Origin of the sequence: Photorhabdus sp. S10-54 (genome assembly GCF_963878145.1) — a bacterium.
Classification (GTDB): domain Bacteria; phylum Pseudomonadota; class Gammaproteobacteria; order Enterobacterales; family Enterobacteriaceae; genus Photorhabdus; species Photorhabdus kayaii.
Genome location: NZ_CAWNXG010000021.1, coordinates 25,992 through 49,371 on the forward strand (window position 1 = coordinate 25,992; position 23,380 = coordinate 49,371).

19 protein-coding genes are annotated in these 23,380 nt (G+C 40.3%); 7 read left to right on the forward strand and 12 right to left on the reverse strand.

Features of this window, described 5'->3' with window-relative positions; translation table 11 throughout:
• Positions 1–135: 135 nt before the first annotated feature.
• Both AACQ83_RS13045 and AACQ83_RS13050 read right to left on the reverse strand, forming a co-directional pair.
• Entirely contained in the window at positions 136–783 is a 648-nt protein-coding gene (locus AACQ83_RS13045; RefSeq protein WP_112878502.1) for a hypothetical protein, read from the reverse strand.
• Entirely contained in the window at positions 783–1,250 is a 468-nt protein-coding gene (locus AACQ83_RS13050; protein WP_240000793.1) for an Hcp family type VI secretion system effector, read from the reverse strand. Before AACQ83_RS13050 ends, AACQ83_RS13045 begins: the two co-directional genes overlap by 1 nt.
• Positions 1,251–1,559: 309 nt before the next feature.
• Here AACQ83_RS13050 and sbcB point away from each other — a divergent pair, with 309 nt between their 5' ends.
• Positions 1,560–2,990 carry an exodeoxyribonuclease I gene (gene sbcB, locus AACQ83_RS13055; RefSeq protein WP_112878503.1) on the forward strand — a complete coding sequence of 477 codons (1,431 nt, stop codon included), beginning with the start codon at positions 1,560–1,562 and terminating at the stop codon, positions 2,988–2,990.
• Positions 2,991–3,128: 138 nt separating this feature from the next.
• Here sbcB and dld read toward each other — a convergent pair whose 3' ends face one another.
• The 8 genes from dld to yieE form a co-directional block, all read right to left on the reverse strand.
• Complete coding sequence (gene dld, locus AACQ83_RS13060) at positions 3,129–4,844, reverse strand: D-lactate dehydrogenase (RefSeq protein ID WP_112878504.1); 1,716 nt, start codon at positions 4,842–4,844, stop codon at positions 3,129–3,131.
• Between the two features lie 195 nt (positions 4,845–5,039).
• Positions 5,040–6,422, reverse strand: coding sequence for an APC family permease (locus tag AACQ83_RS13065; protein ID WP_112878505.1), 1,383 nt, complete (start codon positions 6,420–6,422; stop codon positions 5,040–5,042).
• A 592-nt stretch (positions 6,423–7,014) separates the two neighbouring features.
• Positions 7,015–8,994: a ligand-gated channel protein gene (locus AACQ83_RS13070; RefSeq protein WP_112878507.1), complete on the reverse strand. Its 1,980-nt coding sequence runs from the start codon at positions 8,992–8,994 to the stop codon at positions 7,015–7,017.
• 399 nt (positions 8,995–9,393) lie between these two features.
• Positions 9,394–10,194 carry an ABC transporter ATP-binding protein gene (locus AACQ83_RS13075; protein ID WP_112878508.1) on the reverse strand — a complete coding sequence of 267 codons (801 nt, stop codon included), beginning with the start codon at positions 10,192–10,194 and terminating at the stop codon, positions 9,394–9,396.
• The gene (locus AACQ83_RS13080; protein ID WP_112878509.1) at positions 10,191–11,276 is read right to left on the reverse strand and encodes a FecCD family ABC transporter permease; all 1,086 of its coding nucleotides are present in this window, start codon (positions 11,274–11,276) and stop codon (positions 10,191–10,193) included. Before AACQ83_RS13080 ends, AACQ83_RS13075 begins: the two co-directional genes overlap by 4 nt.
• A 24-nt stretch (positions 11,277–11,300) precedes the next feature.
• Entirely contained in the window at positions 11,301–12,434 is a 1,134-nt protein-coding gene (locus AACQ83_RS13085; RefSeq protein WP_112878510.1) for an ABC transporter substrate-binding protein, read from the reverse strand.
• Positions 12,435–12,762: 328 nt separating this feature from the next.
• Positions 12,763–14,244: an amino acid permease gene (locus AACQ83_RS13090; protein ID WP_112878511.1), complete on the reverse strand. Its 1,482-nt coding sequence runs from the start codon at positions 14,242–14,244 to the stop codon at positions 12,763–12,765.
• Between the two features lie 154 nt (positions 14,245–14,398).
• Positions 14,399–15,262: a DNA-binding transcriptional regulator YeiE gene (gene yieE / locus AACQ83_RS13095; RefSeq protein ID WP_112878512.1), complete on the reverse strand. Its 864-nt coding sequence runs from the start codon at positions 15,260–15,262 to the stop codon at positions 14,399–14,401.
• 190 nt (positions 15,263–15,452) lie between these two features.
• On the opposite strand from yieE, the gene AACQ83_RS13100 reads away from it, so the two are divergent.
• Positions 15,453–16,535 carry a YeiH family protein gene (locus tag AACQ83_RS13100; protein WP_112878513.1) on the forward strand — a complete coding sequence of 361 codons (1,083 nt, stop codon included), beginning with the start codon at positions 15,453–15,455 and terminating at the stop codon, positions 16,533–16,535.
• A 237-nt stretch (positions 16,536–16,772) separates the two neighbouring features.
• Positions 16,773–17,615 (forward strand): deoxyribonuclease IV, encoded by an 843-nt coding sequence (gene nfo / locus AACQ83_RS13105; protein ID WP_112878514.1) that lies wholly within the window; start codon positions 16,773–16,775, stop codon positions 17,613–17,615.
• Between the two features lie 19 nt (positions 17,616–17,634).
• Here the strand turns inward: nfo and fruK are convergent, their stop codons facing one another.
• Positions 17,635–18,573 carry a 1-phosphofructokinase gene (gene fruK / locus AACQ83_RS13110; RefSeq protein ID WP_112878515.1) on the reverse strand — a complete coding sequence of 313 codons (939 nt, stop codon included), beginning with the start codon at positions 18,571–18,573 and terminating at the stop codon, positions 17,635–17,637.
• 351 nt (positions 18,574–18,924) lie between these two features.
• Between fruK and AACQ83_RS13115 the strand changes: the two genes are divergently transcribed.
• The 3 genes from AACQ83_RS13115 to yeiP all read left to right on the forward strand — a co-directional run bounded on the left by AACQ83_RS13115 (position 18,925) and on the right by yeiP (position 21,424).
• Positions 18,925–19,344, forward strand: coding sequence for a nucleotide triphosphate diphosphatase NUDT15 (locus AACQ83_RS13115; protein ID WP_112878516.1), 420 nt, complete (start codon positions 18,925–18,927; stop codon positions 19,342–19,344).
• A 115-nt stretch (positions 19,345–19,459) separates the two neighbouring features.
• Positions 19,460–20,719, forward strand: coding sequence for a tryptophan permease (gene mtr, locus AACQ83_RS13120; RefSeq protein WP_112878517.1), 1,260 nt, complete (start codon positions 19,460–19,462; stop codon positions 20,717–20,719).
• Positions 20,720–20,851: 132 nt separating this feature from the next.
• The gene (gene yeiP, locus AACQ83_RS13125; RefSeq protein ID WP_112878518.1) at positions 20,852–21,424 is read left to right on the forward strand and encodes an elongation factor P-like protein YeiP; all 573 of its coding nucleotides are present in this window, start codon (positions 20,852–20,854) and stop codon (positions 21,422–21,424) included.
• A 236-nt stretch (positions 21,425–21,660) separates the two neighbouring features.
• Here yeiP and AACQ83_RS13130 read toward each other — a convergent pair whose 3' ends face one another.
• Positions 21,661–22,005, reverse strand: a complete 345-nt coding sequence (locus AACQ83_RS13130) for a hypothetical protein (RefSeq protein WP_240000791.1) — start codon at positions 22,003–22,005, stop codon at positions 21,661–21,663.
• A 403-nt stretch (positions 22,006–22,408) separates the two neighbouring features.
• On the opposite strand from AACQ83_RS13130, the gene AACQ83_RS13135 reads away from it, so the two are divergent.
• Positions 22,409–23,113, forward strand: a complete 705-nt coding sequence (locus AACQ83_RS13135) for a phosphatase PAP2 family protein (RefSeq protein WP_112878519.1) — start codon at positions 22,409–22,411, stop codon at positions 23,111–23,113.
• Positions 23,114–23,380 lie beyond the last annotated feature (267 nt).

Consider the following 23,380-nt stretch of genomic DNA (forward strand, 5'->3'; position numbering starts at 1 on the left):
TCGCATATTGATATCGATTCTCCAACGTTGACATCAGTGTAAAGTAAACTAACCCCATGACTGAAAATACACACAGAGTCCCAATTACCGCCTGCACTATATGCACCACGGTGTTCATCAATATGCTTATTATCTTCATTTATCTAACCCTACAGAGAATTCATCAAATATTTCATTAAATAAACCTCGATTTTCGTCATACGCTTCCAATGCTCTGACATATGGCTCCATTTTACTCTCAACCAAAAAATAAAGTAAATCCAGGTTACCCTCTCGCCTTAACAACATATATAAATTCGGGTTTGTTTGAGCTAATTCCCTAGAAGTATAGATCGCTCTGGATACTGACGCCCCAACCCCCAAGGTCGCAGTAAATGTTACAGATCCTCCAAGTTTAGTGAACCATTTTGCGCCAAAAAAAGCACCAAGGCTCCCCCTAAATATGACATATTTCGAAATCATACCTCCAAATATTTTCCCAACTTTCGTTTCGATTAATCGTTGCTTTTGCTCTTCACTAAGTTTACCTAAGTAATCCTCAAAAATAATCTGAATAATCCTTTCAAGATTATTAAGCGTAATAGCTTCCGACTTTATCAATCCAACAAAACGATATTTGTCATTTTCATTATCCCATCTATACTCAGTATCAAGATAATCGTAACCAACATAATAAAAATCCACAGGAATATCTAATACCCCTTCGGCAAACCCAGTAAGCCAGCTACTGTCATCGTCAATTGTTGCAACCATTTTTCCAGCGATTTCTTTAGCCCCGTCCATTAAAAAACCCTTTCATCCCAAATGCTATAGGCACCTGTTGAACAAGCTACATTATTCCAAGTAATATTAGTATATACCATTGAAAGAATTTCCTGTGGCATCATATGATTACTGGTTAATGAATGCGGGTGGTCTGATTTTAAACTAACAATATACGCTTGCCCGAGACGAATTGTATAGTAAAGCTCAAGTCCACCATTTTCACTGGTACGGTAAGATTCAAGAAAATACTCTAACCTTTCGTTATCATCCAAGCTTTTTGCTAATAAAGGAGAAGCTTTATCAATAGGTTTAGTGATAATTACCGGATAATGTGAAACATTTTGTTTGCGAGTCATAAGATGTTGCAGACTATAGACGAAGATCTGATCTTCGTGCCCATTTTGCGCTTTGATACCTATTGAGTCTCTTCTGCCACAACCCGCAGAAATTAACCCTTGGTTTTGACCTTTAACCGTTAAATAAATTAAATTTTACATATTCACCTCATTTATCATTTCAATACTTTAATGCATACTGCAGTAGGCAGATCAATATTGTCAAGGATAAATGTTCTAAAAACATACAATAATTTATTCCAAGCCCCAAAAATGTTAATAACTGACATCCTATCGTGGCGCAGAAAGTAGGAAAATATGGATATAATATTGCAATCACATGGATTCTCTAAGATAGTAAGCAATGATTACCTACATTTCTGGACAAAATATCATTCCCCTCTCTAAAAAGCAGAAAAAAACAAATAATTAACTAACCTCATTGGACATTGAACAACAATGAAAAATAGCAGCGAACAACCCACTTTCTACATCCACGACTACGAAACTTTTGGTCAACATCCGGCCTTAGACAGACCGGCTCAATTTGCTGGTGTTCGTACTGATATGGATTTCAATATTATTGAAGAGCCATTAGTTATTTACTGTTCACCTGCTGATGATTATCTGCCACAACCAGAAGCTGTCATGATTACAGGTATTACTCCGCAAATTACCTTAGAAAAAGGGGTCAATGAAGCAGAATTTGCCCGCCAGATTCATAATGTATTCAGTGTACCGAACAGTTGTATCCTCGGTTATAACAATATTCGATTTGATGATGAAGTCAGCCGTAATATTTTTTACCGCAATTTTTATGATCCGTACGCTTATAGTTGGCAAAAAGGTAATTCCCGTTGGGATTTACTTGATGTATTACGTGCCTGTTATGCCTTGCGTCCCGAAGGTATTGTCTGGCCAAAGAATGAAGATGGTCTACCTAGCTTTAAGCTAGAACATCTGACTAAGGCAAATGGCGTTGAACATTCACATGCTCACGATGCGATGTCCGATGTCTATGCCACAATCGCAATGGCAAAATTACTCAAAGAAGTACAGCCAAGGATGTTCAATTATTTCTTTCAGTTAAGAAATAAGCAGAAAATTAGCGCCCTCATCGATATTCCCCAAATGAAACCGCTGGTTCATGTTTCCGGGATGTTTGGCGCTGCTCGCAGCAACCTCAGTTTGGTTGCACCTCTTGCCTGGCATCCGGTAAATCAGAATGCGGTTATTATGTGCGATTTAGCCGGAGATATTTCACCATTACTGGAATTGGATGCAGATATATTGCGTGAACGTCTATATACCCGCCATGATGAATTACAGCCAGATCAACCACCAGTCCCAATAAAACTGGTTCATATTAATAAGTGTCCAATAGTCGCCCCCGATAATACTTTGCGAACAGAAGACGCTGAACGTATCGGATTAGATCGTGATCATTGTGAAAGAAATCTGGCTATTCTGCGAAATAATCCACAAATTAGAGAAAAAGTTGTAGAACTATTTGCAGAGGCAGAACCTTTCCCTGAATCTGATAATATTGACGCTAAGCTGTATGATGGTTTTTTTAGCAGTGCCGATAAAGCAGCAATGAATATTATCCGTGAGACATTACCTCAGAATTTACCTGCGCTCGATCTGACTTTTCAGGACCCACGTATTAAAACACTGTTATTCCGCTATAGAGCCAGAAACTACCCTGCTACTCTAACTTACGATGAACAACAACACTGGTTACGTTATCGTCAAGATGTATTAACTCAAGATAAGCTGAGTGAATATTTCTTTATAATTGAACAACTCTTCACTGAATATCAAGGCAACGAAGAAAAATGCCGTCAACTTAAAGCACTCATGGAGTATGCGGCAAAACTGGTCGGATAATTAAACAGACAGTAGGTAAATATAAAACGGCGAGTCATATATACTCGCCTTTCTGACAGGATAACTCTCTCATCAATCTTTACAGATTTAAACTTTCCTAGTGCCAACATGACGTTGTAACTACTGAGAATATTGACATTAAGATCTTTCACCCCAATTTTTCAACTTGGATGTTTTCCCAATTCCGGGATTGAGAGTGTTAGTGGGATCAGTCATCCGATAAAAAGCCTTAAGTTGAAGTTTAGCCTGATATAGATGACCCACATTATGCTCTGCGGGATATTCCGCTCCTCGTTTATCAAGCAGCTCTATCATTCTTTCTTTCAATGCCTGTATGTCCACCCCTTTTTTCACAATGTAATCCTGATGAAACACGTAGCACATAAAATGCCCGCAATAAAGTTTGTGTACCAATACATCATCAAACTCTGGGGGTAATTGTTCAAACCATTCACGATCATTGCGGCGCAAAGCGATATCAAGTGACAGGATATTCTCTACTTCGTTACTATGCACCGCTTGATAACGGATCGCTGAACCACCAGCGGAAAAACGATGCAAGAACGCTTTAGCACCCTCCTCCGGCGTACAAGCAAAGAAATCCCCTTCCACCCGGCTAAAATATTCTTCCAACCAGCTTCTGGCCTCTTCAATCCCATCACCTGACATTTTTAATATCAAATGGTGCTCAAAACGATTACGATATTCTTTCAAACGCTTAGGCAAGTGAGAGGGAAGTAAACGACTTAACCCCTGCATAATGCGATCGATAAGATTGACAGGTAAAAATGAAATTCGGTTGAAAATAGCGTCCATTCTCCCTTTCAAAGTAAAATAAGCCGGCATCTTATCCGTGCCAAGCTTATCAATCATGATGAAAGTATCTTTACCGTAAGTTTCCGCAATATCGAAAATATCCCGGTGCATATATTCACCCGCCACCGGTAAATTATGAAAATTTGCTAATATATGACGACGCAATTCCGTCAATACGCCAGTTTGGTTGGTACCGATATAAAATACTTGAGACAAAGGTTCTGCCGGAAAAGTATCGAGCCGGACAGCAAACACAACCAACTTACCCGCACAACCTGAAGCTTCAAATAAACGGCGCTCGTCAGAATTAAAACGAGATGGAGTATCAGCATCTACGTCACGTACTCGTTGGGCATATTCATGATCAGATGCTTTACGCTGACCCTGTTCTACATCCTGATCACTGTAACGCTGTTCTTCCAGACAAGAGAGAATCTCTTCTGGTGTTTCTCCCAAATAGATACCCAGATGATTAATTAATTCTGGCTTACCACACTCATTAACACGTCCATATAATGCCATTTCGGTATAAGCCGGCCCACGATGAACTAAAGAACCTCCTGAGTTATTACAGATGCCCCCAATCACAGAAGCGCCAATACAGGAAGAACCGATAACTGAATGTGGTTCACGTCCCAGCGGCTTGAGCGCCCGTTCAAGTTGCCATAATGTACTGCCAGGTAATGCAACTACCTGATTACACTGTTTTAAAATCTGAATTTTATTCATGCGCAGCGTGCTAATAATGACTATGTCACGATCGTAATCCTTACCATTCGGGGTAGAACCTTCAGTTATACCCGTGTTGGCCGCCTGCATTAAAATGATTTTATCTGCTTCAACGCAGACCTTAAACACACACCACTGTTCCACCAGCGAGCCGGGAAACACAACGGCTAAAGCATCTCCCTGGCCGGAGCGAAAGCCTTTACGATAACGTTCAGTTTTATGGGGAGCAGTCAGGATATGAGATTTACCGACAATATTGGTCAGGGTAGTAATGAGTTGCTGATTTTGAGAGGTCTTTGCATCATTCATAGTCTCTTCCTTAATATACAATTACCTCTCAGAGCATAGATTGTTTTTCTTCGCTTACCGTTGAAATTTTTCTTATCTGTAAGCGACCTCGCTGTTTTTTTTCTTAAGCTCCTTTTCCTTAACTATTACGGTAAAATTAGCAACATAGTAAAAATAATGGCGCCAAATTCGGCGCCATTATTCTTTTGCTAAATATTAAACCATTTCAGAGCATTGAGGCATCGGCTGACGGAAGCGACGGGTCAGGAATACCATATAAACCAGACCAATTGCTCCCCAAGTTAGCCCCAATTCCATAGAACTTTGCTCCAGATTCATCCATAGTACGCTAACAGTACAAGCACCTATCACAGGTAATATCAAGAAATTAATGATATCTTTTAATGTACGGTTACGACGTTCACGGATATAGAATTGAGAAATGACTGATAAGTTTACAAAGGTGAACGCTATCAACGCACCAAAGTTAATCAGAGCTGTTGCAGTAACCAGATCAAAGGTAATCGCAGATAACCCTATGGTGCCTACCAACAATACGTTGATTATCGGAGTCCGCCATTTTGGATGAACATAGCCAAATATTTTCTCAGGAAATACACCATCGCGCCCCATAACATAGAGCAAACGGGAAACCCCCGCGTGAGCCGCCATACCAGAAGCCAAAACAGTGACACAAGAGAACACCAAAATAATGGATTGGAACAGGGTACCTGCTACATACAGCATAATTTCTGGCTGAGATTCATCCGGGTTCTTGAACCGAGAAATATCCGGAAAATAGAGCTGCAAGAAATAAGAAACCGCAATGAAGATAACACCACCGATTAATACTGTCAGGAAAATCGCTTTCGGAATCACCTTACCAGCATTCGGAGTCTCTTCGGACAACGAACTAATGCCATCAAACCCTAGAAATGAGAAGCACAAAATCGTCGCCCCAGTAATCATTGGGATCAAATGGGCATCTTCAGAAACGAATGGTTTCGCATTCCATAAAGTTCCTACTCCTTCCCCGTTGTACACACCGTGGATCAGTAAACCCACAAATACGACCATAATGGCCACCTGAACAATAACAATAGCCGTGTTGAGATTAGCAACAACGTTAATGCCACGCAGGTTAAAGGCTGTCATCAGTAATGCAAAACCCACAACGAAGATCCACGGATCTACGCTAGGAAAAATGGCCTGAAGATAAATTTTCGCTAACAAGATATTAATCATCGGCATGAACATATAGTCCAATAGCGATGACCAACCCACCATAAAGCCAACATGCGGACTAATGGATTTTTGTGCATAAGTATATGCAGATCCAGCAGAAGGGAAACGTTTTACCAACTTCCCGTAGCTCACGGCGGTAAACAGAATTGCGATCAAAGCAATAGCGTAGGATGTCGCTACGTGACCGTTAGTCAAACCAGAAACAATACCGAAAGTATCAAAGATAGTCATAGGTTGCAGATAAGCAAGACCCATCATCACTACCTGAACCAAGGTCAGTGTTTTTCTGAGCTGAACACGATTGTTAGCACCAGTCTGGTTAGTGCCTAGTGTGATTACAGTATTATGAGTCATGAGCAAAACCTCCCATAACTCCGATTCGTGTTATGACACTACTTAATCGATAGTTACTGGGAAGACTTCGCTTCTGCCTATAGGCAGTAGAATTAGAGGCTGGATTATATGCAGAGCTCAATGCTCCATAGTCATCGATGCAGCAGCATGTGCCAATTGGCACAAGTGCGAAAGGAAATAATTGCTCCATATTAGCGTTCCTCATTACGGCAACCGATTCTCATTGCGGTTGATCGTGGGCCAATTATCTATCCGGCTCAGAGTCCGGCCTCTGGTATAGTAAAAAATAAGTCAAAGCAAAAAAAATAACCGACGCATATAAACGCATCAGTTATTCTCTAGTGGGCGAATTCTGCACTTGAAGACCTGAAATAGCAATACTCACCACACTAAAAGTTCATTATTTTTTACCACACTCATTGATGACGCTATGGAATTTGACGGTGTCATATACATTTCTTTGATATGGCTAAGTTTTAACACAACACAAAACGGATTTCTATTCAGTTTTACAGGTATAAGCAAAAAACAAAAATCCTCCTTGTCAGCGACAAACAAGGAGAATTATAAAACAGTTAGTTAGAACGCATTATCAAAAGTCGTAATTAATACCAATGTTATAACGACGACCATCCAATACTATATCATGGGTGTCTTCAGTCACTTGTTTTTCAAACACATTATATACCCCCCCTACCAAGCGTAAACCTTCAGCCAGATAATAGCTGACACCGATATCCACAAAGGTATAAGACGGTGTTCCTGTCCCCATAGAGGTACGTGATAAATAATTCGACGTTTTGCCACGGTAGTTAACACGCGCCCAAGTTTGCATTTCTGGTAAAACCTGCCAGTTTAAGGTTGCATTCACCATATGTTTAGGCATCTTATTCAAAGGCTTCCCTTTGAAGTTACCGCTCTTTTGCTCAGAATCAGTATACGTATAGTTTGCAGCCAATACCCAGTTATCAACAATATCCCAGTTCATCGTCGCTTCTACACCACGCATATTGGCTTTATCAATGTTCACACGGTCACTGATAAATTTATAAGCAGTGCCATCAATAACACATTTACCCTGAGATTTACCACTTGGATCGGTACAACGACGTAATTCAGTAATTTTATCTTTAAATTCAGTGTTGAATATTGTTAAACCGACATTAAAGTTATCCCGATTGTTCCAGATAACACCAATTTCCTGATTGAAGCTCTTCTCCGGTTTCAAATCCGGATTACCGACGATAATCGCTGGATCACCACCGCCACCCGTAATCTGCCCCCAATTAGATGCTGCCTGACGTAATTCTGGTGAACGATATCCTGTAGAAACGCCTCCTTTAATCGTCCATTGCTCATCAACATGCCATACACCGTACAAACGTGGAGTCCAATGGTCACCGAAGTTTTCATCTTTATCCATGCGGATACCACCAGTCAGAGCAAAGTCATTGGTCATTTGCCATTCATCTTCAGCAAATAACGCCCAACTCCAACGGTTCAGCTTATTGATATTTTTAGCAGAAGCTAATTGATTCCCTTCATCGCGTAAATCTTCATAACGATACTGACCACCTATACTCAATGAATGATCATCCAACATAAACACTGTATGAGTATTGAACAAATTATCGTAATATTTCATATCACGACCAGGATTACGTGATTCATCACGCTGGAAGTACGTTGTCGACGTTCCAAAATCGTAAACGCCATTATGGGTGATAGAGTAATTATTTCTTTTATATCGACTTTCACTATTACCTGGAGATCGCCAACTACTTGTCTTTGTTTTCCCTACAGTAGAATCACGATCTTGCTCATAACGTCCCGCTTCAAAATCAAAAGTATTCTGCTCATCGGGAGTGAAAGAGAAAGTGGCTGAACCATTACGCATTTCCTGTTTGTTAAACCCACCGATAAATTTATCTTCATTACGGTGAGAATACAGGCCGCTCACTTTCAGCCCTAATAATCCATCAATAATTGGACCTGAAGTATACACACTACTCTGATGACTATTACCTGATTTAGAACGCTCCTGCAAAGTGCCATCAGCGCGGAAGCTGGTTTTCCACTCTTTCTGTGCCTTACGGGTAATGATGTTAATCACCCCTCCCATCGCATCAGAACCATAAAGAGAAGACATAGGACCACGAACAACCTCGATACGTTCTATCGCGGCCAATGGCGGCAACCACCCCTGTTCAATCCCCGAATTATCACGGTTTGGACGAGTACCACGGGTATCAACACGCTTACCATCAACCAGAATCATTGTATATTGAGACGCCATACCGCGAATACTGATGTCACTACTGCTAGCACCACCTGTAACAACGACACCTGGCACATCTTTCAGTGCATCAGTCACATCACGATAAGCCTTAGTTTCCAATTGTTCACGGCTCACCACAGAAATAGACGCTGGCGCATCTTCAATTTTCTGTTGAAAACCAGCTGCCGTAGTGACAAGAATAGTGTCATTACTGCTACTAGCCGCAAAAACTGAGCCAGATGAGATTGCAGCAATAATACCTAACGCGATTTTTCTTTGATTAAAAACACCCATTCCCGATTCTCCAAGAGATATAATTACACTTTATTTATCTATAAAAATGGATAATCAACATGTGCTCAAATAACGAGGATAAAATATTTACCTCTGTGTAGTTTTATTATTTTTCTTATATCTTATTGCTATAAGACATAAGACATAAGACATAAGACAATATTTTTTATTAATTACAACAATCCATCTTATTAACTTATTCCATTTACTATTCTTCACAGTAAAGAATGAATCTCAGCATTAACCAGACAAAAGCTGTAGCTTTCAAATATGGCTTAGCTTTTAAATACACAGTAATACAAGGTAAATAAACCACTCCTCATATACGACAATGCACGTTCTGATTTTTGTGCGCATTCTGCGCCTACGCTTTATTAAAAATATAGTTTAAACAATAAGTTAAAATGAATTTTCACTCACTACCTTTGAAACCAATCCATCAACTAATACCTGAGGAATACCCTGAGAACAACGTTCAATTCTGCCTTTGACACCATAAACCTGTGCCAGACTATCTGGCGTAATAACCTGCTCAGGAGTTCCCTCGGCAATTAAATGCCCTTTTTGCAACATTAATACATGGTCACCATGACGCAAAGCGATATTAATATCATGCACAACAACCACAGTAATAATATTCCGCTGATAAGTTTCTTGTGCCACCAACGCCATTACGTGATATTGATAATTTAAATCCAGCGCACTAAGTGGTTCATCTAATAATAATAATGCTGGTTTACGAATTAACGATTGTGCCAATCCGACTAATTGTTTTTGACCGCCAGATAACTGATCTAAATAACATAACGCCAGGTGCTCAATCCCCAACTGACGTAACAGCAACATCACTTCTTCTTCGCTGGTTTCAGAATGACGCCCTCCGGATGCCCGTTGAGCAACGATAATCGACTCCAGTACATGCAAATGAACACCAGCAGGTAAGCTTTGTGGTAAATAAACCACATTTTCCGATCGCTGAACAAAACTCATCTTCATCAAATCTTGACCATCAAGCCAAAGCTGGCCTCTTGCACGATTTAAACCAGCCAAAGAACGCAAAAGTGTTGATTTGCCGCTACCATTTGGCCCCAACAATACTGTAATTTTCCCACGAGGCAACGGAGCAACATTCAGATTTTCAATAACCGAATGTTTCGGATAACCTGCAAAAAAATTGTTAATGGTTAATCCCGGATTCATATATTCGCCCTATTACGTAAGATTATGCTAAGGAAGAATGGAACCCCAACTAACGCAGTAACGATCCCAACCGGAATAACAACACCCGGGATCAAGTTTTTCGAGGCGATGGACGCCATAGACAGCACCAGTGCACCAATCAAGGCACTGGCTGGCAAATAGAAACGATGATCTTCACCAAACATCATGCGGGCAATATGTGGCGCAATTAAACCGATAAAGGCAATTGGCCCAACAAATGCAACTGCTAAAGCGGCAAGAACACTGATACGCAATAATGTCCCTAGGCGCAGACGACGAACATCAATACCAAAACTGATTGCACGATCTTCACCCAAGCGCAGCGCTGTCAGCTTCCAAGAATTCATCATTGAAATAGGAAAAACGGCGGCAAACACCAACAACATAACACCCAGTTTTATCCAGGTTGCTCTGGCAAGGCTACCCATTGTCCAAAGTACCAGCCCCTGAAGGGTATCTTCCGTTGCAATAAACTGCATCATGGAAACCAATGCTTCAAAGGTAAAGACTAATGCAATGCCAAATAATACGACCCCAGACGTAGCAACTCGTGTCCAACGAGTAATCGTATCCAGCACCAATGCGGCCAACAAGGCGAAAATAAAAGCATTCGCAGAAATGAACCATTGATCAGGCACGCCTGGAATACCAATACCAGATACAATCGCCAACGCAGCACCAAATGCAGCCGCTTGGGCAACCCCTAAAGTAGAGGGACTGGCTAATGGGTTATTTAAGATCGTCTGCATTTCCGCGCCAGCCAGCCCGAGGGACAGGCCAATCACTACCGCCATCAGGGCATAGGGTAAACGGATATCCCAAACAATTACCCGTGTACCCGCATCCACACTCTCTGGCGATACTAAAGTCTGCCAGAGAGATGACAAAGATAAACCTGATGGACCTATCGTAAAATCTAATACCAGTGAAACACCAATAATCAGCACGATGAAGACCATCATCACAATACGGCGGCGTAAAATATATTGGTAATGGGCTTTTATACTGCTGTCATCTAATTGTTGTTTCACCATTGGCATCGGCTCGGTAGTGGCACTCATTATTCCCGTTACCTGACTTACTGATTATTTTTCACTGATCCAATAAACCCCCGATGGATCAACTGCCAGGAATTTACTGTGTAATTCATTCAGTGTCTTCTGCGGATCTAAATCTGTAAATTTTTCAGGATAGAACCATTTAGCAAATACCTGAGTCGCTACCACATTATATGGAGAGTTGTAGTAGTTATGCCAAATCGCATAGTCTCTGCCCTCTTTGACCGCAGTCAACGAGCTAATACCTTTACGTTCAGTCATTTGTTTCAGACTGGCTTTTGCTAGTTCAGGCGTAGATTGCGCTCCCAGTTTTACGCCAGGTTCATTACTGTCTGGCGCTTTTGCCCCACTAGCAATGTAAATATAAGGGTCAACTGCAATAATTTTTTCGAGGTTCATATTACCAAGCGCGCCTGGCAGAACACCTTTAGCAATGTTTTTACCACCAGCCAAATCAATAAAGTTACCCATATTGCCATCACCGGCAGTCGCACAGCAATCTTCAAAAGCACCTGCTCTCAAATCGATAAGTACTGTTGGTTTTTTCTTTTCCGGGATTTTATTGGTGATATCAGTCACCAGTTTTACATTTTTCTCGTAAAAATCTGCATATTCTGCCGCTTGTTTTTCACGATTTAGTACTTTACCTAGCATACGAATGCTCGGCAGCGTATTCTTTAACGGCTCAGTACGAAAATCAACAAATACCACCGGAATACCTGCCTTTTCAAGTTGGGCGACCAGTTCGCTGTTTTTACCAGGACCATGACCAGACAAGCCAAAAATGGCGATATCCGGATTTAGGGTTAACACTTTTTCAGAGCTGACACTATCAGCACTGGTGTTACCAATCAAAGGAACCTTATCAATCTCAGGGAATTTAGCTTTATAGACGGCGTAAGACTGTGGGTCCAGTTTGCGGAAATCACCTTGCCAACCCGCAATACGGGCCAGTGGTTTATCACCTTCAAGTAAAGCGATAGCGTGGAACAAACGGCCTTCGCCCAACAAAATACGATTTACATTCTCAGGAACTTCAACAGTACGACCAACTATATCGGTGACCGTTTCAGCCCATGATGCGAAGCTTGCCATGACTGCCGAACCCGCTAACAGGCCGACACTGATACTCTTTGCTATGGATCGCGACATAAATTTCATTTTGTTAGCCCTTTCATATTAATAATTATAGTACTAACAATAGGACAAATGAGAATACTTATCAATATGATCTACACAAATTTTGGTAAATTACGTGATTAATTGTATGAATTAACGCTATGAAAAATAAAAAATACCTATTTGATCACAAAATGAGTGTATTCTTTTAATTTCTTATCAAAAACGGCTTATCTACTCAAATAAATAAAACATTAAGATAATAATAAATTAATCGTGAATCGAATTAAAAAAACCATAAAACCAAGCCGGTAGGAATTTTTTCAAAGATTCCTACCGGCCTGTTAAGCACGATTTAACGTATTTACATTCACTGATTCGCGATATCAGGAAATTTCATCTCGCTATATTTGATAAAGTGAGTTTTCCTAACTAATTTGTAACCAAACCAAATCAACAGGAATAATGGAATACCAATATAAGTTGCAGTTACACCATACCAGTCAATTTTTTCTTGTAGAAATGCCTGATAATTCTGTCCTAATGTGATGGTTAGACACAAAACAAACGCAAAGATTGGGCCAACCGGGAAAAATCCTGAACGATAAGGTAATTTACTTAAATCCAACCCCTGAGCTACATAACCACGGCGGAAACGATAATGGCTAATAGCAATCCCCAACCATGCAATAAAACCGGTCATCCCAGAAGTATTCAACAACCACAGATAGACGGTCTGGTTACCGTACATTGAACTGAGGAAACACAACGCAGCAACCACCGTCGTTGCATACAAGGCATTACGCGGTACACCACCTTTGGATAATTTGCCAAAAATCCTCGGTGCTTTACCCTCTTTTGCCAATGTGAACAACATACGAGTCGATGCATACATACCTGAATTACCCGCAGACAACACAGCCGTCAAAATAACCGCATTCATCATAGCTGCGGCGGATAACAAACCAGCGTTTTCAAATACCAACGTAAACGGACTAACACTAATATCACCGACCTCATTACGCAGTAGGCTTGGATCAGTATAAGGAACAATCAAACTGATAATCAGGATCGCAAAAATATAGAATAGCAGAATACGCCAAAATACCTTACGTACAGCACTGGGAACATTTTTTGCCGGATCTTTTGACTCACCCGCCGCAATGCCAATTAACTCAGTTCCCTGGAAAGAAAACCCAACTATCATTGCCACGCCAATCATAGCAGAGAAACCACCGGCAAAAGGCGCATCACCAATAGTCCAGTTATGCCATCCAGCACCTTCTGCCCCTTTCATGATGCCGGCTATCATCAGTAATCCGACCACAATAAAAACAATAACCGTGCTGACTTTAATTAAAGAGAACCAGTATTCAGCTTCACCAAATCCTTTCACTGAAATAAAATTCAGTAGGAAAATCAACGCGAGGAATAACGCACTCCAGATCCAACCCGGCATATCCGGCAGCCAATAACCCATGACCAATTGGGCAGCAACCAAATCCACCGCGATAGTCACCGCCCAGTTGTACCAGTAGTTCCAACCCAGAGCGAAACCAAACCCTTCTTCAACATATTTGGAACCGTAAGTTGAGAAAGAACCGGAAACGGGCATATAAGCGGCCAGTTCACCCAAACTGGTCATCAGGAAATAAACCATCAAACCAATTAATGCATAGGAAAGTAATGCTCCGCCAGGCCCTGCTTGTGAAACTGTCGCACCTGAAGCCACGAATAACCCGGTGCCTATTGATCCACCAACGGCAATCATCGCCAGATGCCGAGCTTTCAATTCACGTCGCAAATGTTGCGTTGCTGGTTTCCGGGAAACACTTTTTTGTTGTTGAGACATTCTGTTCCTGTTAGCTGCAAATAAATCTGATGGCGGATTGTAACAAATCCTCACTATCAAAATAGCGAGGAAGCACTGTTATAAGATACCTTCATAATTTAGAGAAAATTATAAGTAACACAGCTAATTTTGGATTTTAAACAAAACGTAAAATTTACCGGCAGTAACTGAGTAATTTCTGCAGTGCGATAGACATATGCTTTTGCCGATGATGAATCAGGTACAATGTTCTGAAAAGTCTTAATTCTGGCACTCTTAACTCCAGTAAAGTACGATTTTGCAATTGCTCTGCAACGACACGTCTGGACAAACAACTGATGCCCATACCAAATTTGACCGCATGTTTTATCGCTTCAGAATTTCCCAATTCCATCAAAATCTTGAACCCAGGTAAATGGACAAACAACAGATGATCCAGCACTTCTCTTGTACCCGATCCCCTCTCCCTTAATATCCATGATGCCTTAACTAAATCATCCAATTTTAGATCCTGTTTAGCTAGCGGATTTTCAGGAGAAGAAAAAATAACCAACTCATCCTCCATCCATAGTTGAGTTATCAACTCAGGACTATGACAGGAACCTTCTATCAAACCAAGATCAACACGGAATTCCAGCACAGAATTGATGACATCCTGCGTATTACTGATATTTAACTCTAGCGGCGTATCAGGAAAATCCTGACGATAATTTGCCAGCATTTCCGGCAACATATAATTACCAATGGTGCTACTGGCAGCGATACGTAACGCTCCTAACTCCTGTTTGAATAACTGCTGAATTTCCCCTGCTTGCTCTAGCAATGCCAACGCCTTGGGATAGAGTAGACGACCATGTTCATTCGTCACCAATCGCTTTCCTACCCGATCAAAAAGCTGTACGCCAAGTTGGCTTTCCAGATCCGTTAATGAGGCACTCACCGCGGACTGAGATAGCGCCAATTGCTGAGAGGCTTGCGTCGTTGAACCGCTTTTCAATACCTCAGTAAAAACTTCCAACTGCCTCAATGTGATGTGCATATTGCCCCGCAAAATATGGTGTCAGTCAAAGTTAGCTTGCTTTAATTTTATACGGCAATAGACAACTTAACAAAAATCCACTTTCTTACCAATTTTTTAGATTACATATAAATAAATTATCAATTTTAATGATAAATCAGTCTGCTATATGCTTATGTTTAAAAACATATAAGCAAAGTGAAAAACATCTATGTCTGACATTCGTGCCAAAAAATTCAGCAAACAATCATCTATTCCCGGTATGAAATTAATACTTGGGTTAATATTAGCGGCAATACTTACTGCAATTTCAATATATGCCGGAAATATTCCGTGGTTTATTAATATGGGACTGGGCACATTAACACTAGCGATCCTTGCAGGGATCATTGCCGGTAATACTGTCTATCCTTTACTCAAACCTTATTGTGATGAGGGTATTCATTTCTCAAAACATTATCTTCTGCGGGCAGGTATTATTCTTTATGGCTTCCGTTTGACATTTCAACAAATTGCCGATGTTGGCATTACCGGCCTTCTGATTGATGCTGCTATGTTGTCTTCCACTTTCTTTATTGCAATGTGGCTAGGCAAATCACTCTTTGGATTAGACCAACAAACGGTAATACTGATTGGTGCCGGCAGCAGTATCTGCGGCGCAGCAGCTATTATGGCAACAGAGCCAGTAGTGAATGCCCCCGCCAGTAAAGTTGCTGTTGCGGTATCGACAATTGTCATCTTTGGCACTATCGCTATTTTCATTTATCCGTGGTTTTATCAACTCAATGAGCATTATCAGTGGTTACCACTTACTCAGGAAACTTTCGGCATCTTTACTGGTTCCACCCTTCACGAAGTTGCTCAAGTTGTTGCTATTGGACATGCTATTAGCGATCAAACGGAAAACGCAGCCGTTATCAGTAAAATGATCAGGGTTATGATGTTGGCGCCATTCCTGTTGTTATTATCCCGTTACATTAGCCGTGCCCACACTAAAAATGGCAGAAACCATCAGGAGAAAACACCAATGACTATCCCCTGGTTTGCGGTGATTTTTATTGCAATAGCAGGTCTTAATTCTTTCAATTTACTACCTGCTGCAATAGTTAATTCTCTGATTAATATTGATACTATTATGCTTACTATGGCAATGGGGGCACTGGGTTTAACTACTCATGTGAGTGCCATCCGTCAGGCCGGATTTAAACCCATTTTATTAGCTCTAATTTTGTTTGCATGGCTGATGGCGGGTGGTCTTTTGATCAATCTTGGCATTCAACATCTGTTTGGCTGATCAGAATCCACTCGGAGAAATTTTATTTCAGCAGCATATACCTTATGGATTTCAAGATGCATCGCGACGGCAAGGAAGAGAATCCCCGGGAGCATAGCGAACTATGTGACCGGAGTGAGCGAGTGCAGCCAACAAAGAGGCAACTTGAAAGATAACGGGTATGTAACCTTTCCGTACTTAAGGTTCATTGAGTGATTGAACAATGCCATAATGACGTAAAGTAAGAAGGAGAAAAATATGAAATTTGTTGGAGCACATGTCAGCGCTGCCGGTGGAGTTGATCAAGCAGTTATCCGGGCGCACGAACTAAAAGCGACCGCCTTTGCCCTATTTACAAAAAATCAGCGCCAGTGGCATGCTCCACCTTTAACCGCTGACGTTATCGATAAATTTAAAGAAAATTGTGAACGTTATGGATATGGTAGCCGACAAATTCTCCCTCACGATAGTTATCTGATTAATCTTGGTCACCCAGAAATTGAAGCACTGGAAAAATCCCGACTAGCTTTTATTGATGAGATGCAACGTTGCGAACAATTAGGGATCGATTTATTGAATTTCCATCCTGGCAGCCATCTCAATAAAATAGATGTGGATAAATGCCTGGCACGTATTGCGGAATCTATCAATATTGCTCTCAATAAAACCCAGGGAGTCATTGCTGTTATCGAAAATACGGCAGGTCAAGGCACTAATCTGGGTTTCAAATTTGAACATCTGGCAGCAATTATTGATGGAGTTGAAGATAAAAACCGAGTGGGTGTCTGTATTGATACCTGTCACGCCTTTGCTGCTGGCTACGATTTACGTACAAACGATGCTTGTAAACAAACTTTTCAACAGTTTGAAAAAATTGTTGGCTTTCAATATTTATGCGGAATGCATTTAAATGATGCCAAAAGTGAATTTGCCAGCCGTGTTGACCGACATCATAGCCTTGGAGAAGGAAATATTGGTAAAACACCTTTCAGTTATATTATGAAAGATGCTCGTTTTGATGGTATTCCACTCATCCTTGAAACAATAAACCCAGATATTTGGCCACAAGAAATTGCCTGGCTGAAATTACAACAAAATTAATTATTCTTTAATTAAAGCATTATCTAACGGGTATCAGTTCAACTTTAGCCATCATGGCAGCTAATTCAGGACGATTGCTGATACCTACATTAGGCTGGCTAACGGCAAGCGCAGATACAGCGGTCGCCAATCGCAACGTATGTTCACTGGATTCCCGCATCAGCAAACCATAAACCAAGCCACCAACCATTGAATCACCAGCCCCAACAGTGCTGACGACTTTACAATGTGGTGGTTTCGCCAACCATGCTCCAGACGCATTAACCCATAATGCTCCCTGCTCACCCAATGATATGACAACATGAGCAATTCCCTGATCCCTAAGTTGATGTGCCGCCATGATGATATCGGATAACTCAGGTAACAGACGCCCCGTCCATACTTCAAGCTCATGGCGATTCGGCTTCACTAACCAAGGGGATGCTTTTAACCCTGCAACCAATGCTTCACGGCTGCTGTCAAAAATAATACAAGGACAAAGCTGACGTAGACAGGCCATCCAGTCGGTAAACGATTCAGCAGAGACACCAGCTGGTAAGCTACCACTAACAATAACCATATCAAACTGTCCAAGCCATGAAAGCGAATCATTAACAAATCCCGACCATTCAGCTTCACCGACATAAAAACCAGTGAAGTTAAAATCTGTCACTTCACCGCTTTCTTCTGTTAATTTGACATTAATCCGTGTTCTGCCTGGTACTAAATGAAAACGATTTACCATACCATTTTCATTGAAGAATTGTTGAAATCCTTCCTGATTTTCCTTACCCAAAAAACCACTCACCGTGACATCAATACCTAAGTCACGCAAAACTTTAGCAACATTATTGCCTTTCCCAGCAGCATGTAGTCCAGCGGCTTGCACTCGGTTGATCGCCCCTTTGACGATTTCCGGGCACAATCCTACCAAATCATAAGCAGGGTTTAGGGTGATAGCGGCAACTCTACGGCTCATATTTACCCGATGTCTCCTAAGTAGATATACCCGTTATCTTTCAAGTTGCCTCTTTGTTGGCTTCGCTCACTCACCCCGGTCACATAGTTCGCTATGCTCCCGGGGATTCGCTCCCTTGCCGTCGCGATGCATCTTGAAATCCATAGGGTATAGTCATCATCATTACTACGCATTTTCAGTTCTATTTATATCACTTTATATCACTAAAATTGAATCGTTTCAGTTAAATTCCGTACTTTATTGATCGTTATTGATCGTTGTCTTAAATTGATTTCCGGATAAGAATAGCATTGAATTTTTCTCAAAAAGAATTGCTAATTTATTGAAATTTAGATGAAAGGAATAAACCAAATGTCTGTCATTGTGGGTGTTGGCGTAGTTATTGTGAACGAATATGGTCAAGTCTTACTCGGAAAACGTAGCAGTAAACATGCTCCATACTGGTCAATCTTTGGTGGTCATGTTGATGACGGAGAAACTTTTGAGCAATGTGCAATCCGTGAAATTGAAGAAGAAACGGGTCTGACGATTCAATCACCAAAGGTCTACGGTATTTGTAATAACCTTCAAACTTACCAACAGGAAGGAAAACATACTATTTCAGTATGTTTACTGGCAAAACATCCAGGTGGTGAACCAAAATTGATGGAACCAGAAAAATGTGAACAGTTTATGTGGTGCGATCCCGATAATCTTCCTGAACCTCATTTTGAAGCTAGCCGGAATGCAATAAAAATGTGGCAAGAAAATAAATTTTATTTTACCGAATGAACTAACTTATGTTAGTTCAATTTCAAATAATCCTTTATGACATCTATTTACACTCTATAGACAAAAATGTATCTTTGAGCTAGTACAAAGAAACAATATACCAGCAGGAGTTAATATGTCCATTGAGACACCCCAGAGTTTAAAGCGCCCTCCCATACTGGGTGGTGCAATGATAATTGCCGGAACTGCTGTCGGTGCAGGAATGTTCTCTACTCCTGTGGCAACTTCCGGTGTCTGGTTTACTGGCTCAATTATTCTGCTGGTTTACACATGGGTGTGTATGTATTTTTCCGGCTTGATGATACTAGAAACCAACCTGAACTACCCATCAGGTGCAAGCTTCCATACCATGACTAAAGATTTACTCGGTAAAGGATGGAATGCAATCAATGGCATCTCTATTGCATTCGTACTTTATATATTAACCTACGCCTACATTTCAGCGGGTGGCTCAATTATTGCCCACAATTTTAAAAATACTATTTCGATATCACAGGCAAATGCTGGCTTTATTTTCGCTTTTATCGTTGCATTTATTGTCTGGTTATCGACTCAAGCTGTCGATCGTTTGAGCACAATTTTGATCGGCGGTATGGTTATTACTTTTTTTATGTCGGTTGGCGGCATGTTTACCGAAGTGAAATATGTCATTCTGTTTAATCAGACGGATGCTATATCAAACGACACGACAACAAGTTATATATCTTACGCTTTAGCCGCTCTGCCCTATTTACTCGTTTCATTCGGATATCACGGTAACATCCCAAGTTTAGTAAAATATTATCATAAAGATAGAAAAGCCGTTATTCGCAGCCTGTTATTAGGCACATTAATCGCATTAGCTATTTATATCCTGTGGCAATATGTCATTCAGGGAAATATTCCTCGCGAAGCATTCAAACAGATTATTGCTGATGGCGGGAATATCGGCGATTTATTAAAACACATGGATAATACAACAAACAGCAAAACTGTTCACCAGCTTCTAAATGCCTTCTCTTATATGGCATTAGCAAGCTCATTTCTTGGTGTCTCCTTAGGGTTATTTGATTACATAGCCGATTTTTTCGGTTTTAAAGATAACAACCCCGGCCGGTTAAAATCTGCATTAGTGACATTTATTCCACCAACAGCGCTAGCTTTACTATTCCCCAATGGCTTTCTATATGCCATTGGTTTTGCTGGATTCGCTGCAACCATCTGGGCTGTCATTATTCCAGCACTCATGGCTCGGGCAAGTCGCCAGCGCTTTCCTGAAGCCAGTTACCGAGCGCCAGGAGGGAAATTCCTCATTGGGTTCGTCATTCTGTTTGGTTTGATAAATGCTATAGCCCATATTTTGTCCTCTCTTGATTTATTACCTGTGTATCGTTGATATATAAGACATTCTTACTACAACCCCAATGTAAAAAAACAGTGGGGTTTTTTAATCCCTACTTGCCTAATGTCTTGACTGCGAGTAATTTTGTCGCCGATTATTCTCTTGTAGTTTTATGGAAGGTTACATATGGCTAAAGCCAATGAAATTAAACGCGGTAGCGCCGTCAGTTATAATGGTAAGTTACTGCTGGTTAAAGATATTGATATTCAAGCACCAAGCGCCCGGGGAGCTAGCACATTATATAAAATGCGCTTTACTGATATCCGCACTGGTCAAAAAGTGGAAGAACGCTTCAAAGGCGATGATATCCTTGATACGATCAACCTAACTCGTCGTAGCGTTAACTTTTCCTACATTGATGGCGATGAATATGTTTTCATGGATGATGAAGATTTCACACCTTATCACTTTAAAAAGGAACAAATCGAAGAAGAGCTGTTATTTATTCCTGAAGGTGGCCTGCCTGGTATGCAAGTTCTGACGATAGAGGGGCAAGTCATTGCCCTTGAACTACCACAAACAGTCGATATGGTTATTGAAGAAACAGCCCCTGGAATTAAAGGCGCTTCAGCCAGTGCACGAACAAAACCAGCTAAAATGAGCACCGGACTCACCGTGCAAGTACCTGAATATATCAGTAGCGGGGAAAAAATCCGTATTCATATTGCAGAACGCCGCTATATGGGGCGTTGCGATTAATAATATTAGCTAATTCTGAGTTACCCGGTATAAAACAGGGTAACTCACTTTTTATTTTATTCCATTCCATTCATTAAATCAGTCAGCTCCTTTCCATTAGCATTTTGGCATAATTTAAATTCCCAAATAAAATATAATGTAAATCTGTCACTCATTCATTTTAGCAATGACAGATAAAATCCCGACTCTTCTTCAATTAAACATTGAATAAATAACATATAAAATTTTTCTTAACATCAATTATAGAAAATTGTAACAACGCCAATTTTCTCTTTTCCTTTTATCCATTTAATCTCTGTTACCCCCATTTGGTGTGGTAAATAAAAATAAATATCATTTTGCAAATCGAGCTTTTGTCGTTGGGTAATCTTATGTCCTTTTCGCCAACAAGTGGTGTCAGCCCAGTTATCACGCCAATCAAAACGACACGGTGATTCAACGATCGCACCAGAAAAGCGAATAACCCCTGTATTTGATGTTGTTTCTGGCTCACTATTGACAAGACCAGAAATTATCAGAAAAAAACAACCCATTATAACCCGAAACATAGACATAAAGCCCCCACCATAAAACAGCATCATTCGCTGCGATTTCCAAAAATGAAATCAATCTAGAAATCGGAAAAATTTATGAGCCTATGTATTGGTAACGGCTATTTTCATTGTTTATTTATGATTTTTAGCGATTAAAACTGATTAAGATATTTATATCTTACAATATTAGAATTATCAGAAGTAATTCTTAATAAATTAAGAATTTACAACCTTAAACACCCCAAGATCACTCAATAAAATCCATAGAATTGAACAGGAATACCAAAGTAAATAAAAAAATGCTGGAAAAAGCACAACAAAGTAGATAAAAACAACAAAAAATTAACTTATGATTAAGAACTGTGACATTATTACTCAATATTTGTTATATTAACCTACATAATTGTAAGTTTAGTTACCACTTATCTTATTTTTAACAAATAGGTCTCCCATGACACGCAGTCACCCATTTGCCATATTTATACTGAACCTGTTAGGTATCACTTTATTTCTCTCCTGGTATTTACCAGAGCATCATGGTTTCTGGCTCAAGATCGACTCTGCAATCTTCTACTTCTTTAATGAGAAATTAACATCAGGCTCAACATTCACAGAATTTGTAGCATTTGTGAATATCAGGGCCTTCGATGTCATTTCACTTTTATGTATGGGATTGCTGTATTACAACACTTTTCGTAAACAGAATTACGATGGCAAACGCAGATTATTCATGATTGGCTTGGTCATGATAATAAGCGCAGTTATACTTAACCAAATCGGTCATCTACTCCCTGTTGTCCGTCCAAGCCCAACATTAACCTTCGATCATATCAATCGTATTAGCGAAATGACCAATCTGGTAACAAAAGATGCATCAGGTGATAGCTTTCCAGGTGATCACGGATTAATGCTCCTGATTTTCAGCTGCTTTATTCTTCGATATATCTCAGGCAGAGCATTCTGTATTGCATTACTCATTATGGTAATATTTGCGTTACCTCGCATCATAGCAGGAGCTCACTGGTTTACTGATATTGCAGTCGGTTCTTTATCTCTGGTGCTAATCGGAACAAGTTGGCTACTATTAACACCATTAAGTGACATAATGATTAACTGGTTGGATAAAAATCTACCGCAAATTGGCCGCCCAATTTAAGATCTTTCCCATAAACTCTTTTTACTGAATCATATCGGGAAGGTATTTAACCTTCCTAATAGTTCATAAAACCCACATAAATTAGCAACACTCCTAATCTCTCCCATTTAGAAATCTAATTTTTTGTAAATTATGTCATTAAATACTCGCCTTTTCCTGATTGTTTCTGTACTCTCGATCTGAATAACATTTATTGTAAATATCGTTATAAAACGTGGCATCAGACGCGTTTTTTCGCCAAGCGCGTTGTTTACTCATTGTTTTTTC